This window comes from Rhodococcus sp. IEGM 27 (assembly GCF_033142305.1).
Taxonomy (GTDB): Bacteria; Actinomycetota; Actinomycetes; order Mycobacteriales; family Mycobacteriaceae; genus Rhodococcus_F; species Rhodococcus_F oxybenzonivorans.
The window spans coordinates 68,834-82,915 of sequence record NZ_JAWLSG010000015.1 but is presented as its reverse complement, the minus strand read 5'-3'; the positions used below and the strand labels follow the sequence as shown (position 1 = coordinate 82,915).

The window sequence follows — 14,082 nt, the reverse complement described above, 5'->3', positions numbered from 1 at the left end:
CAGTGACCGGAATCGTCGTCCCGGCCACTCCGAATCTCCTGTCAAGACCGGCACTCTTGGTAATCTGGTGGGTGAAAGGTCCCTTTCCCAGGAGGTCGTCGTGCCTGCAGGTCTGATGTTGATCGCTTACGACGGATCCGACAACGCCAAACGCGCGGTGCAGTGCGCGGGACGCTTTCTCGCCTCCAATCGCGCTGTGCTGGTGACGGTATGGGAACCGATGGTCCGTCAGGCCGCACGCATGTCGGGACTGTCCGGGGTGATGCAGCCCGAGTGGGTCCCCGACGAGGAGACCGAGGACGTCGCCTTCTCGGACGCCAAGGTCACCAACGCCGAAGGTATCGAACTCGCCGAGGCCGCCGGACTGACCACGCAAGGCCGAACCATCGAATGCACCACCACGATCTGGACGGCAATAGTCGAGACCGCCGACGAACTCGGCGTGGACATCATCGTCACAGGGACCCGGGGCACGACGGGACTGCGGTCCCTGCTGCAGAGCAGCGTCGCCGATCACGTGCTGCGGCACAGCCACCGTCCCGTGCTGATCGTGCCGCCCTGCGGCAAGTGATCGGATGAGGGCTGCGCAGGCCGACTACTGTCGGCAGCACCATGGACGGCTTCCTCCTCTCCCGCGCCGACCGGACGTTACGCACAGTCGGCGCCCGCAGTAGATACGACTCCGCGTCGGCGGCGATCACCGCGCTCGCCGACGGTGACACCGAACTCGTCGTCGGCGCATTGCCGTTCGATCCCGCCCGTCCGGCTGCGCTGACCGCTCCCGCCTCGTCGGAAGTCACGAGCGGCCCGTGGCGGCCCCCTCGCGTGGAGCGCCTCCCTGCCGTCCGCGTGGCTCGGCAGGTACCCGAGCCGGCCGAACACGTAGCCCGGGTCGGTGCTCTCGTCGACCGCCTGCGGAGCGGCGCGCTGGGAAAGGTGGTGGCCGCGCGCAGCATCGTCCTGGCGTCGGAGACACCGGTCGATCCGGAGGCGTTGGCGGCGCGGCTGATTCAGTCGAACCCCCTGGCCAACGGGTTCGCCGTCGACCTCACGTCGGCCGGCGACGGTTTTCGCGGCCACAGCCTCGTCGGTGCGAGCCCCGAAATGTTGATCAGCCGTCGCGGCCGCTCGATCACCTGCCGTCCCCTCGCCGGGACCGCGCCGCGGCGCGCCGATCCCGGCGCCGATGAACGCGAAGGTCGCGGGCTCCTGGACTCGACGAAGAACCTGGCCGAGCACGCATTCGTCACCGCCTGGATCGAGGAGGTCCTCGCCCCGCTGTGCACAGAGCTGACCATCCCCGACGCGCCCGTCCTGACCAGCACTCATGAGGTGTGGCATCTCGCGACACCGATCCGGGGGCTCTTGCGCGACCCGGCAACCGACGCACTCACTGTTGCGACACTGCTGCATCCCACCCCCGCCGTGTGCGGCACCCCTTCCGACCTGGCGCTGGCCGCCATTCGCGAGGTGGAAGAGGAACGGCGGTTCTACGGCGGCGCCGTCGGATGGTGCGACGCGCAGGGAGACGGCGACTGGGTGGTAGCCATCCGCTGCGCCGAGATCACCGCCGACGGCCTCGGGGTGCTCGCGACCGCGGGCGGCGGCATCGTCGCCGGATCGGACCCTCGATCCGAGCTGGATGAGACGACTGCCAAGCTCCGCACCCTACTGGGAGCGCTCGGAGTGGTCGCTGCAGACTGACGCCGCCACTCGCACTCGCCCGGACCTGCGGGAAAGGCACCAATGACCAGCCAGACGGGCCGCGAGTGATACCTTGGCCCGAGCAATTCGTACGCGGCGGTAAGTCGCGCGCGTCGATGGCACGACGGTGGGAGATGTGAGATGGCGAAGTTCCTGGTGCCCGGTGTGATCAGCGCTGTGGCCGGTGTTGCTCTCGGCGCTGTGGCGACTTTCGGCATCACGGCAGCGGCACAGGACAACACCCGCCCCGAGATCGACCGGAGCGGCAACGCAGACTCCTCACTGCTGAACCAGGTTGAGTACGGCAGCCGCTGAGAGCGCCGGCTTCGCGAGTTCCCGCACTACCTCCGAGCCGGTGGCCATGTCGTCCATGGCCCCCTCGGTGGAGCCTCTGTCCCGACGGTGGTTGTTCGGCGCCTCTGTCGTAGCGTTCTTCCTCCCGTTTCTGCAAACTCCCGGCCGGCTCGCGGCCGACACCAAATATGACCTCACCCAGAATCCGATCGGATTCCTGGAACGGGCTGCACATCAGTGGAGCAGCCAGGCGCCGATGGGCCAGGTCCAGAACCAGGCCTACGGGTACTTTTTTCCGCACGGTGCCTTCTTCGCGCTCGGCGACGTCCTCAGCATTCCTCCCTGGATAACCCAACGCGTGTGGTGGGCCCTGCTGCTCGTGGCGGGGTTCTGGGGCATCGTCCGTCTCGCGGAGGCCCTCGGCGTCGGGAGTCGGTCTTCGCGCGTCATCGCCGGAATCGCCTTCGCACTTTCCCCACGCGTCCTCACCACCCTCGGCTCGATCTCCTCGGAAACTCTGCCGATGATGCTGGCCCCGTGGGTTCTGCTGCCGCTCGTCGTGGCGTTCGGCAATCCGAGTCCCGCAGTCCGCTCCCCGCTACTGTCGCGTTCACCTGCGCGGCTGGCGGCACAGTCGGCGCTGGCGGTGGCGCTGATGGGTGCGGTGAATGCCGTCGCGACCGCCGCAGCATGCCTGGTGGCGGGCCTCTGGTGGATATCGCACCGGCCCAACCGACGCTGGTGGACGTTCACCGTGTGGTGGTTTCCGTTTCTCGCACTCGCCACCCTGTGGTGGATCGTCCCGCTCCTGCTCCTCGGGAAGGTGAGCCCGCCGTTCCTCGACTACATCGAATCCTCCGGGGTGACCACCCAGTGGACCTCGCTCGCCGAGATCCTCCGCGGCACCGACAGCTGGACGCCGTTCGTCTCCCCCGAGCGCATCGCCGGTGCCGTCCTCGTCACCCAGCCCGCCGCGGTTGCCGCCACCGGAGTCATCGCGGCGGCCGGGCTGGCGGGACTGTGCATGCGCGCGATGCCTGCGCGCGGACGCCTCGTGCTCATCCTGTTCGTCGGCGTCACCGGACTGGCCGCCGGCTACATCGGTGAACTCGGATCTCCCGTCGCGGAACAGGTGCGTCTGTTCCTCGACTCCACCGGCGCTCCGCTGCGCAACGTGCACAAGCTCGAGCCGCTGGTGCGGCTACCGCTGGTCCTCGGACTCGCTCATCTGCTCGCCCAGGTGCCCTTGCCGGGTTCGGTCCCGGCGGTACGGTGGCGCCGCGCCCTCGCTCATCCCGAACGCGAACCGATGGTCGCGGTCACCAGCCTGGTCCTCGTCGCCCTGACGCTCGCCACCTCCCTGGCCTGGACGGGGAAGCTCGCACCGCGCGGGACCTATCCGGAAGTGCCCGACTACTGGCAGCAGGCCGCGACGTGGCTCGAGCACAACGCCGGCGGAACGAGCCCGGACGGGTCCGACGCCGAGCGAGCACTCGTCGTACCGGGTGCGCCTTTCGGCAGTCAGGTGTGGGGTCTGACGCGCGACGAACCGATCCAGGCGCTGGCAACCACACCGTGGGCGTCCCGCGACGCGGTCCCGCTCACCCCGCCCGGCACGATCCGCGCGATGGACTCGGTCCAGCGCCTCATCACCGACGGCCGCCCGTCGGACGGTCTGGCACCGACATTGCTCGGCCAGGGCATCCACTACCTGGTACTCCGCAACGATCTCGATCCCGACACCTCGCGGTCGACGCGACCGATCATGGCCCACCAAGCGGTCACGGGCTCACCCGGTCTGACCCGGGTGGCCGGATTCGGCGAGGACATCGGGCCCGGCGAGGTGGACGGCCTCGTGATCGACAGCGATCTCCGGCCTCGGTATCCGGCCATCGAGATCTTCGCGGTGTCGACGCCGGACGGCTCCCCGGCGACGAGCGGGCCCTACACCGCCGACCTCGACGACGTCCCGTTCGTGCAGGGCGGCCCGGAGTCGCTGCAGCGCTTGCGGGAGAACGGGACCCTTCCCGGGGCGGGGCCGGTGCTCCTCGCGGCCGATGCCCAGCGGGCCGGGTTGCCGGTGCAAGACGTCACCGTCACCGACACTCCCCGGAACCGCGAGACCGATTACGGTCAGGTCGACAACCACAGCTCGGCGCTGCGGTCCCCGGAGGACGCGCGCCGCACCCACAACCTAGTACCCGACTATCCGGTGGCTGATACACCGCTGGTCGAGGGCAGGTGGGAAGGTGCCCGGCTCAGCGTGTCCAGTGCCGCGTCCGACGCCACACAGCTGGGCGGAACCTCACCTGCCAGCAGTGCCGCCGCGACCGTGGACGGTGACCCCGCGACGGGCTGGTTCAGCAACGGCATCGAGCGGGCGCTCGGCCAGTGGCTTCAGATCGACTTCGACACTCCTCCGACGAGCTCCCTGCTGCAGATCACAACGAGCCCGGCGGCCATCGGCGCCCCCGTCCGCTGGATGGAGGTGTCCACACCCAACGGCAGCACCGCCGTCAAGGTGGATGCACCCGGGAAACCGATCACGGTGTCCGTCCCGGGCGGCAACACTCCGTGGGTGCGCATCACCGCCACCCGCACCGAGAACGGTTCCGCCGGAACTCAATTCGGGATCAGCGAGGTGTCGGTGCAGGATTTCTCGCGCCGCGACGCACCACCCGTGACCGTCCCGATCCGATACCGCACGGTGCTGCCTCCCACCCCCGACGGCGCGTCGGTGTCCGGGTGGAACCTCACCCAGGAGTTGCCCGGCCGCAATGCCTGCGCCGAGGCCCCCGACCGTGTCCGCTGCAGCAACGCCTTCGCGCTGCCGCCGGAAGAGGCCGGCACTTTCCAGCGCACCTTGTCGGTGCCCGCCCCCACCGCCGTCACACCGCAACTCACGGTGCGGGCACGCCACGGCGCCGCGCTCGAAGAGCTTCTGACCCGCCCGGACCGACCGACTGCGCACGGCACGAGCAACATCGGCGATCTCCGCGGATCCGCCTTCGCCGCCACCGATGGTGACCCGCGGACCAGCTGGTCGGCCATGCAGGACACCACGAGCGGCAAGGGGGCGAAACCCACACTCACCCTTCACCTTCCGGAGCCCACACTCGTCACAGGCCTCGAGCTGACCCCCAGTGCAGGAGCCATACCCGCCGCTCCGAAGACGGTCGCCGTCGACCTCGGCGACGGCCCTCAGGTCCGAGAGGTCGGCGACGATCTCACCGTCGCCGTGGAACCCCGCGTGACGGATCGGATCGTGCTCAGCCTGGTGTCGTGGGAGGACGTTCTCGATCAGAACGCCCTCGGCTTCGCACAGCTGCAACCCGCGGGGCTCGCCGAGGTCGGGGTGCTGGGTGCGGACGGCGCCTTGCTGCCGGGGTCGGGCCCCAGCGACGACTCCGGTGACCACCCGGTCTCGGTGCCCTGCGAGGAGGGCCCGGTGATCTCGGTCGCCGGACGCCTCGTGCGCACCAGCATCTCCACCACCGCGGAACAGTTGCTGTCGGGAGACCCCGTGCAGGCCACGCTGTGCGATTCGCCCGCCGCCGTTCCGCTCGCCGCCGGCGCGCAGGACGTTTTCGTGCAACCCGGGTCGGCCTTCTTCGTCGACGATCTCCGCCTCGACGCGGGCGGGGGCACGGGCACGGACACGGACGCGCGTGCGGTGCCCACCGAACAGATGTCGACCACCGCCTGGACAGAGAACCATCGGAAACTTTCCGTATCCCGGTCGGAATCCGATCGCCTCGTCGTCGTCCCCGAGAGCACCAATGTCGGCTGGATCGCCACCGCACCGGATGGACGCGAACTTGCCCCCGTCGTCGTCGACGGGTGGCAGCAGGGGTGGATCCTGCCGGCTGGAACAGAGGGCACCGTCACCCTCGACTTCCCCACCGACCGCTGGTACCGCCTGGGCATCTTCGGCGGGCTTCTGCTCCTCGTACCGCTGATCGCAGCGGCATGCCTGCCTCGGCGCGCACGGGAAGCAGTCCGGGACCCCGGCGCCGCGCCGAGGACATGGGGCAGCGTGACAGCCGGATGGCTGGGACTTCTCGTGGCGTCGACGGTGATCGCCGGGCCGGTCGGCGGCGCGACAACCATCCTGCTGACCGCGCTCGCCGCCGGCCTGATCCAGTTACGCGGATCTACCACCACGGCAAGGGTTCTCGTCGGCGTAGCAGGTGCCTCCACGATGCTCGGGGTGGCGATGCTCTCCACCGGACCGTGGCGTGCGCCCGGTGGATACGTGGGGCACTCGTTCCTCGTTCAGTTCCCGGTGCTGGTGGCGTTGATCGCCGCCGGACTCGCCGTGCTGCCTGTCGGTGGCTCCGCGACCGCGCGGCGGGTGTTCCACCGGATGACCGCGCGCCGGGCCGGTTCCTCCACCAGCGCGTAGCTGGCCGAGGCCACCGCAATACTGAGCACCGCGGTGAGAATCAGTACGTAGACGAAGTGCCCGGCGAACGGCACGAGACCGAATACCGGAAAGACGATCGAGAGCACCGCCAGGTGCCAGATGAAGATTCCGTACGACCAACGGCCGACGGCCAGAGCAACAGGACTGGCCAGGAATCGGTGCCGCGACGTGTCGGACAACACCAGCGGAGCCATCAGCGCGAAGCTCATCACGGCACCGAGAGCCATCTTGATGGCGTATTGCCACGGTTCGGGTCGTACCAGCCCCTCCGGCCCGGCGAGCTCAGTGGTGGTGAGAGCGAAGGCCACCGCCGCGACGAGGAACATCGCGACCCGGTGCCGTGCCCAGCGGTGCATCCGCCCGGGTGGGCACACCGACAACTCGGCCAGCACCATCCCCGCGCCGAACCACGGCAGGTATCCGGGCAACCAATTGTCGTGATGGATGCCCTCCGGCGCCGGTATGGGCAGGAAGGCCCACGTCAGGCTCACCGCGATGAGGGCCGTGATCGCGGGGATCCGCAGTCGGGCGGCCGAGCCTCGCAGTCGGACCAACGCGAAGGCCAGAAGAGGAAGCACCAGATAGAACGCCACCTCCACCGACAGGCTCCACATCTGGGTGAGCCCGTCCGTGAGGGTCAGCGGCACGAACACCTGCACGAGACCGAGATTCGCCCACCAGGTGCGGAAGCTCGCGTGCGCGGTGGGGAGGAAGGTAAGGACGACCGCCACCGCGACCCAGTAAGCGGGCAGGATGCGCGTGGCCCGCGACAACCAGTACCTCACCATTCCCTGCGCGGGTCCCAAGCCCCGTGCAGCCCCGGCGTGCCCGCGCCACAACAAGAACCCCGACAGCGCGAAGAACACAGCCACCGCCAGATCGAACCGTCCCCAGATCCGACCCGAAACCGCGGTGTGCGTCGCTCCCGTCTGGAAGGCGACATGCGTCACCAGCACACCGAGCGCGGCGAGCCCACGCATTCCCTCGAGGGCGGGAATGAACCCTCGAGGTGTGTCGCGGGTCTCGGCGGGCGCCGGCGCCTCCGAGGTCGGAACTGAACTGGTCATCAACAACAGTGTGCCTGGTCCCGGCCTCGAGACGGAAAACTGTGCCCGTGTCACTTCGCTGGAGAAGCGCCGGTGCGTTTACTATCCGATGGGGCAAATGGGCCTTCGGGACTGTTAGTGTTTTGCCTCACGTGGTGTCGATGTGGGCTCCATGCGATCCGTGCAGCCATGCTGCCGGTGGGGGAATCTCAATCGACAGAATTGGGTTAGGAGAGACAGCATGGCGGAGCGCTCAGGGCCGAGCCGGATACTTGCTTGCATTCTGGTGGGCCTCGGTGCCTTCCTCTTGGCCGTCGCCATACTCATTCCCACCTACACGGTGGGCAAGTTGGAGAAGACGCCGTTGGACCTCGAAGTGACGACGATTGCCGAAGGCTCCGGCAGCGTACTCAACTCGCAGGCTCTCCTCGCAGGCAAGGCCGAAGTAAACACGAACGTTCCACTGGTGTCACAGCGCTACGTCACCACCGAAGACCCCGCGAACGCGGACGTCGTCACTCTCCAGGCGGGGCAGACGCTGCGGCGCACCGACAAGCAGGGCGACACCGGCCTGCTGTCCGCGATCGTCGACCGCAACACCGTCGACCGCCAGACGTCGATGCCGACGAACGACCCGGTCGGCACCATCCAGACGCAGCCCAACCAGCCTGCCGAGGAAGTTCCGCGCGACGGACTGCAGTACAAGTTCCCGTTCAACGCGGAGCAGAAGAGCTACCCCTACTTCGACCTCAGCGCTCGCGCCACGCAGGACATCAACTTCGTCGAGGAGACGGAGATCAACGGCCTGAAGGTGTACCACTACAACCAGACCATCGAGCCGGTCGATCTGTCGAAGGTGGTCAACTCGCCCACCAACAAGCTGACCCTGCCCGCCGAAGCCTGGGGCGTCCCCGGCGGCACGCTGCCCGTCACCATGACGCGCTGGTACACCAACGTCCGCGACCTGTGGGTCGAGCCCGAAACCGGTGTCGTCGTCAAGGGCCAGGAGCAGCTGCACCAGTACTACGCCCGCAACAAGGCCCGGCCCGAAATCGACGTCCTGAAGGTCGAACTGCCCTTCAACGAGGAGACCATCGAGTACCAGGTCCAGCAGGCCCGTGACGGAATGGACAAGATCAGCACCTTCGGGCGCACCGTCCCGATCATCGCGGGCATCCTCGGCCTCATCGCACTGATCGCGGGCATCATCCTCGGACTCCGCGGCGGCAAGGGCCCGCAGCCGGCCCGGACCACCGGCGGAGGCGTACCCCCCGCGGAAGGTGGACGCCACTATGAAGGTTCGGACGCGCCGACGGAACAGCACGACTGGACCACGGACAAGACCGAAGAGATTCCGGTCGCCGATCCGCGCAGGTACGACCAGCGGTAGAGCAGTCCACCCGGACACCACGTAGACACGACGAAGGGGACCTCGGAAATAACCGGGGTCCCCTTCGTCGTGTCTACGGCCGGTGGGCTGGGTGCCGCACGAAGCGACCCGAGCGAGCGACCTAGACCGCTACCGCGTGCCGGGCGCTCCGGACCGCGAGAACGCTTGCGACCACTGCGGTGCTCGCCGCAGCGGTGACGGCCACACCGATGAACTGACCGACGGTGGAGGCGAGGGTGAGCATGCCGGCCATTTCGACGGCGAATCCGATCCAGGCAATGACCGCAAGGTACGTCCGCTCCCCGGCGATGGCGGACAGCAAGGCGCCTTGGAGCACCGCAAGGCAGGCCCCTTGGAGGGCGAACAGCCACAGCAGTGACTGCACCGGCTGGTACGCCTCGCCGACGAGGAGTGGAACGAGCGGGGCGCTCACTGCGACGACCGCGACCAAAACGGCGCCGAGGCCGACCAGGACGGCGATCGCCGATCGGACTGCCTGCACGGAGTGCGCTGGGCTGGCCATCCGGGGATACAGCACCACACCGACCGCCTGCGGAAGCCAGAACGCGGCTTTGGTCGCGACCGCGCCGAGTGCGTAGAGACCGGCGTCGTCGTTGCTGAGGACTATGCGGGCCAGGACGAGGTCCATCGACGACAACGCGATCAGCGCCAACTGCACCTGCGACGCCTTCAGGACGGCCGCGACTCCGATGGGTGTGCTCGTCGCCCCGGGCGGGTCCGGGTCGGCGAACACTCGCGCGGCCAGAGCGACGACCCCCGTTCCGACTGCACTGGCGGCGAGCGCGAATCCCGGTCCTCCACCCACGGCGAGGACCACGACGGCGGGGGCGACCTTCGCTATCCCGGCGCCGGCGAGGACGATGCTGAGGGGACCGAAACGCGCGGCGCCCTGCAGGAGTCCCTGTTCGGTGGCGAGCAGGACCAGCATCGGCGCGGTGATCAACGCGGAGACGGTGGCGAGCATGCCCGTCTCCAGTGCCCATGAGACTGCGGGTGCGAGGAGAATCGCCGCGATTCCGACGATGACGGCACATCGATAGCCGAGTTGACGCACCGCATGCGCACCCCTGCCCCTGACCACTTCGCGCGCGACGACGGTCTGCAGCGCCAGGGCCGGCACGGCCAGAACCAGCTGGGCGGCCAGCAGGCTCGCGAATTCGCCGTAACCGGCAGGACCGAGCCAGCGGCTGGCGGGAAGATGCAGCAGGTAGGACGCGACGTTCGCGACCATCGACCCGGCCGTCACCATCGTCGCTCCGGCGACTGCCGAGGTGGTGAGGCTCTGGCGGGTCATGCGCCCCATGATGCACTACGCGGCGGACGAGCCGAGCTGATGTACCACGTATCGTGGCCGCTCATGACCGCCCGGAACCGAACACTGTCCGTTCCGGCGGGCTACAGCCTGGTCTTGGCCGCGGTGATTCTCGGCCCTCTTTTCGGACCCGGATATCTGCTGCTGCGTGACGCGGTGAGCACACCACGTTCGTATCCGACGGATTCGGCGTTGGGTCTGACGGATGCCGCCGCGCGCGCGGTACCGCAGGACGCGCTGATCGCGGCGTTGAGCACGATCGTCGACGGTGGTCTGGTGGTGAAAGCGGTCCTGTTTCTCGCCCTCTGGGCCGCCGGCTGGGGCGCGGCCCGGATGGTTCGCGCCGTGCTGCCCACGGCAGGGCTCGGCTCCCAGCTGGTGGGTTCGACGGTGATGCTGTGGAACCCGTACGTAGCCGAGCGACTACTCCAAGGTCATTGGAGCCTGCTGGCCGGGTATGCGGCGCTGCCGTGGACGGTGTGTGCCGCGCTCGCCATTCGTCGGGGTCGCCGGGCGGGCTGGTTCGCGCTCGCCGCCTGCTTCGCGGCAGCAGGCCTCACCCCGACCGGTGTGATGCTCGCGGCAGTGACGGCGCTGGCGGTCCTGGTGGTTCCGGGTGGGCGGTCGTCTGCGCCGTGGCGGTCGGCCGGTGTGTTGGTGCTGTTCGGTCTCGCGAGCGCGCCCTGGCTGGCGGCCACCGCGCTCTCCACGGGTGGTGCCGACAGCTCCGACCCCGCCGGGGTCGCGGCGTTCGCGGCGCGCGCCGAGCCGGGACTCGCGACAGTGGGCAGCCTCCTCGGACTCAGCGGGGTGTGGAACGACGCTGCCGTTCCGAACAGTCGCATGACGCTGTTCGCCCTGGTGGGAACAGTGATGTTGCTCGCCGTGGTCCTCTGTGGGGTACCGGCGTTGTGGCGGCGACGTCGCCACCCCGTGGTGAAGGCCCTCGCGGTGCTCGCCGTGGGAGCGGTGGTGATGCCGACGATCGGCGCGACGCCCTGGGGTCTCGACCTCGGCCGGTGGGCGGTGCAGAACGTGCCCGGCGCCGGCCTGTTCCGGGACGGTCAGAAGTGGGTGGCCGCGGCGGCACCGCTCTACGTTCTTGCCGCGGCCGCGGCGGTGCTGCGACGCCCCGCCCTCTGGTCGGTGTCGGCCGGCCTGATCGTGGTGCTGGCCCTCCCCGACCTCGTGTGGGGTGTGGGCGGCGCGCTCCGGCCGGTTCGGTACCCACAATCCTGGGAGCAGGTGACGTCCCGGCTCGAGGCCCATCCGGACAGCGGCGACGTCGCGGTACTGCCCACCGGCATGTTCCGCCGATTCCCGTACAGCGGGGAGGCTGCCGTCCTCGACCCGGCGCCCCGCCTGCTGCCCGTGGACGTCCTGCAGTCGGGTGAACTGGTGGTGGACGGGCGTGCCGTCGCAGGCGAGGGTTCCCGCGCGCAGAAGGTGGAACGGGTCCTCCAGGGCGGGGGTCCGCCCTCGGATCTGGCGTCGCTCGGCGTGCGCTGGGTGCTCGTCGAGCGCGACACGCCCGGGCCGCACGGGCAATCCGCGAACACATTGGCGGCGCTGCAACCGTGGTTCTCGGACGAGCATCTCGCGTTGTATCGAGTGGACGGCGACGTGACGGCCCGGGAAGCAACTACGCAGATGCGGGCGACGGTGATCGCAGCACACGCGCTGTGGGCAGCGCTGCTGATCGGGGGACTACTCGGCGCCGGCGTGTTCGAGGCCCTGAAGCACGCGGAGCGTGCGGTCCCGCGCCTCCGGACGCGGCAGCACCGGCGACACCAGTCCTGAGGTCCGAAGACCTGCGGCGGTACCGGCGAGCACCTCGTGTACACCGTTGCCGGTCTGCTCCCAGGAGAATTCTCCCGCACGCACACGTGCCTTCTCACCGAGAACCATGCGAGTCTCCGCGTCGAGGAGCAACGCGCTGACGGCCGCCGTGAGGTCGCCGACATCAGCGGTGGCGGCGTCGATGCCGCCGACGAGGACCCCGGTCACGCCGTCGACGATCGAATCCGTCAGGCCCTTGGAGCTGCGGTAACCGACGGTCGGAACACCGTGCTGCGCAGCCTCGATCACCGCGAGACCCCATCCCTCCTTGCGGGATGGCATCACGTGCACCCACGACTGTGACAGCAGTTCGTGTTTGCGCGACTCGTCCACGTGGCCGTGGAAGGTCACTGCATGACCGATGCCGAGTTCGTGGGCACGGTCTCGGAGGTTCTGTTCCCACCAGCCGCCGCCGATGACGTCCAGGTGCAAGTCGGCGATCGTAAGCCGCAGCGCCGCAACAGCTTCCAGGGCGTCCTCGATCTGCTTGTGCGGGACGAGACGCGAGAGGACACACACGCTCGGGTGGCCGGTCCGGGTCTGCGCGGAGCCCACCGCGACGCCGACGGGAATGTCGTCGGCACCGTTGCGCACGACGGCGATCCGTTCGCGCTCGACACCGAGTTCGACCAGTTCGTCGGCCGAGGGCAGCGACACGGTGAGGTACTGGTTGTCGCGGTGAGTACGCGGGGACAGTCGCGATTCCACCCACCAGCCGATCTTGCCGACCAGCCTTCCTGCGACGGGCCACTGCTCGCGGTGGCAGTGATGCACCAGCAGCGTCACCGGTGCACCCGCGACGGTGCGGGAGAAGAAGGGGATGCCGTTCTGGGTATCGATGACAGCGTCCGGCCGGATGCCCTTGAGGGGTCCGAACCCGAGCCGGCCTGCCGCAATGGCCGCCAGCGCCCGCGGGTAGACGCTGTACCGACCGCCCGCGCGACTGATCTCGATACCGTCGACCGTCTCTTTCTTGGGCGCGCCCCGGTAACCGGCGGTCCGCAGAGTCACCTTGATTCCCCGCGCGGCGAGCTGCGCCCCGACCTGCTCGAGATACCGCTCACTCCCGCCACCCTGCGGGTGCCCGGTGTCTCGCCAGCAGAGCAGCAGAACCTCGTGCACGTTCATGAACTCCTGTGGTCGGTGCGGCTCTTTCTCGGTCCGAGGCGGGGTTGCCGCTCGATAGTCCTCGAACACCCTATCGGTCGTACCGGGTCGAGCGTTGCAGCGTCGCGCAGGATTGCCGTCCGCTGGGCCCCAGTCGCTAAGGTTCTTATCCGTGACGACGCCACCCGTGACCCGACGATTCGGTCGACGGGCAACCTTGAAGCGGTCGTTCGGGCTGCTGAGCGACTTCCGGCACGAGCAGACCGCGCCCGACCTGTTCTACGGGGCACTGGCCCGCGATTCGGTCGAGCTCATCGGCGACCTGTACTGCGGACTCACCGACCAGGACCTCACCGGGACTACGGTGCTCGACGTGGGCGGCGGACCGGGTTACTTCGCCGATGTCTTCCTGGAGGCCGGTGCCCGGTACGTCCCGGTGGAGCCCGACCCGTCGGAGATGCACGCAGCCGGTCTGACCGTGGGCGGGGCCATCCGCGGTTCGGGGCTCGCGTTGCCGTTCCGCACGTCCTCGGTGGACATCTGTTTCTCCTCCAATGTGGCCGAGCACGTCAGCAAGCCGTGGGCGATGGCCGACGAGATGGTCCGGGTCACGAAACCCGGCGGCCTGATCGTCTTGTCGTACACGTTGTGGTGGGGACCGTTCGGCGGGCACGAAACCGGCCCGTGGCATGCGCTGGGTGGCGAATACGCCGCCCGCCGGTACGCCCGGAAGACCGGTCGTGAACCCAAGAACCGCTACGGCGTGTCGCTGTTCAAAGTCGGTGCCACCGAAGGTCTTCGGTGGGCCGAACGCACCACCGACGCCGAACTCCTCGCAGCGTTTCCTCGCTACCATCCGCGGTGGGCGTGGTGGTTGGTGCGGGTCCCGGGGCTGCGCGAATTTCTGGTGAGCAATCTCGTCCTCGTGCTGAAGAAGCGCTGA

At 68.8% G+C, this 14,082-nt stretch carries 9 protein-coding genes and 1 pseudogene; 7 read left to right on the top strand and 3 right to left on the bottom strand.

Going from position 1 to position 14,082, the window contains the following annotated elements; all coding sequences use genetic code 11:
- Positions 1 to 100: 100 nt before the first annotated feature.
- The 4 genes from R4P95_RS30415 to R4P95_RS30400 all read left to right on the top strand — a co-directional run bounded on the left by R4P95_RS30415 (position 101) and on the right by R4P95_RS30400 (position 6,403).
- Entirely contained in the window at positions 101 to 571 is a 471-nt protein-coding gene (locus R4P95_RS30415; protein ID WP_109333266.1) for a universal stress protein, read from the top strand.
- 41 nt (positions 572 to 612) lie between these two features.
- Positions 613 to 1,704, top strand: coding sequence for an isochorismate synthase (locus R4P95_RS30410; protein WP_317747560.1), 1,092 nt, complete (start codon positions 613 to 615; stop codon positions 1,702 to 1,704).
- A gap of 141 nt (positions 1,705 to 1,845) precedes the next feature.
- Positions 1,846 to 2,019 carry a DUF2613 domain-containing protein gene (locus tag R4P95_RS30405; RefSeq protein WP_159924141.1) on the top strand — a complete coding sequence of 58 codons (174 nt, stop codon included), beginning with the start codon at positions 1,846 to 1,848 and terminating at the stop codon, positions 2,017 to 2,019.
- 46 nt (positions 2,020 to 2,065) lie between these two features.
- On the top strand, positions 2,066 to 6,403 hold the full coding sequence (locus R4P95_RS30400) for an alpha-(1->3)-arabinofuranosyltransferase (RefSeq protein ID WP_317747594.1): 4,338 nt from the start codon (positions 2,066 to 2,068) through the stop codon (positions 6,401 to 6,403).
- A 23-nt stretch (positions 6,404 to 6,426) separates the two neighbouring features.
- On the opposite strand, the pseudogene R4P95_RS30395 reads toward R4P95_RS30400, so the two are convergent.
- Positions 6,427 to 7,491: pseudogene (locus R4P95_RS30395) on the bottom strand (acyltransferase family protein); the annotation flags it as partial.
- Positions 7,492 to 7,711: 220 nt separating this feature from the next.
- Between R4P95_RS30395 and R4P95_RS30390 the strand changes: the two are divergent.
- Positions 7,712 to 8,860 carry a DUF3068 domain-containing protein gene (locus R4P95_RS30390; protein ID WP_109333274.1) on the top strand — a complete coding sequence of 383 codons (1,149 nt, stop codon included), beginning with the start codon at positions 7,712 to 7,714 and terminating at the stop codon, positions 8,858 to 8,860.
- Between the two features lie 121 nt (positions 8,861 to 8,981).
- On the opposite strand, the gene R4P95_RS30385 is transcribed toward R4P95_RS30390, so the two are convergent.
- Complete coding sequence (locus R4P95_RS30385) at positions 8,982 to 10,184, bottom strand: polysaccharide biosynthesis protein (RefSeq protein WP_317747561.1); 1,203 nt, start codon at positions 10,182 to 10,184, stop codon at positions 8,982 to 8,984.
- A gap of 54 nt (positions 10,185 to 10,238) precedes the next feature.
- On the opposite strand from R4P95_RS30385, the gene R4P95_RS30380 reads away from it, so the two are divergent.
- Positions 10,239 to 11,993, top strand: a complete 1,755-nt coding sequence (locus R4P95_RS30380) for a hypothetical protein (protein WP_317747562.1) — start codon at positions 10,239 to 10,241, stop codon at positions 11,991 to 11,993.
- Here R4P95_RS30380 and R4P95_RS30375 read toward each other — a convergent pair.
- Entirely contained in the window at positions 11,901 to 13,154 is a 1,254-nt protein-coding gene (locus tag R4P95_RS30375; RefSeq protein ID WP_213577670.1) for a glycosyltransferase family 4 protein, read from the bottom strand. The two genes, R4P95_RS30380 and R4P95_RS30375, sit on opposite strands and share 93 nt — an antisense overlap.
- Positions 13,155 to 13,326: 172 nt before the next feature.
- Between R4P95_RS30375 and R4P95_RS30370 the strand changes: the two genes are divergently transcribed.
- On the top strand, positions 13,327 to 14,082 hold the full coding sequence (locus tag R4P95_RS30370; RefSeq protein WP_317747595.1) for a class I SAM-dependent methyltransferase: 756 nt from the start codon (positions 13,327 to 13,329) through the stop codon (positions 14,080 to 14,082).

Coding starts and splice junctions, on each gene's coding strand:
- R4P95_RS30410 (WP_317747560.1), top strand. CDS start 613: ATGGACGGCTTCCTCCTCTCCCGCGCCGACCGGACGTTACGCACAGTC.
- R4P95_RS30405 (WP_159924141.1), top strand. CDS start 1,846: ATGGCGAAGTTCCTGGTGCCCGGTGTGATCAGCGCTGTGGCCGGTGTT.
- R4P95_RS30400 (WP_317747594.1), top strand. CDS start 2,066: ATGTCGTCCATGGCCCCCTCGGTGGAGCCTCTGTCCCGACGGTGGTTG.
- R4P95_RS30390 (WP_109333274.1), top strand. CDS start 7,712: ATGGCGGAGCGCTCAGGGCCGAGCCGGATACTTGCTTGCATTCTGGTG.
- R4P95_RS30385 (WP_317747561.1), bottom strand. CDS start 10,184: ATGGGGCGCATGACCCGCCAGAGCCTCACCACCTCGGCAGTCGCCGGA.
- R4P95_RS30380 (WP_317747562.1), top strand. CDS start 10,239: ATGACCGCCCGGAACCGAACACTGTCCGTTCCGGCGGGCTACAGCCTG.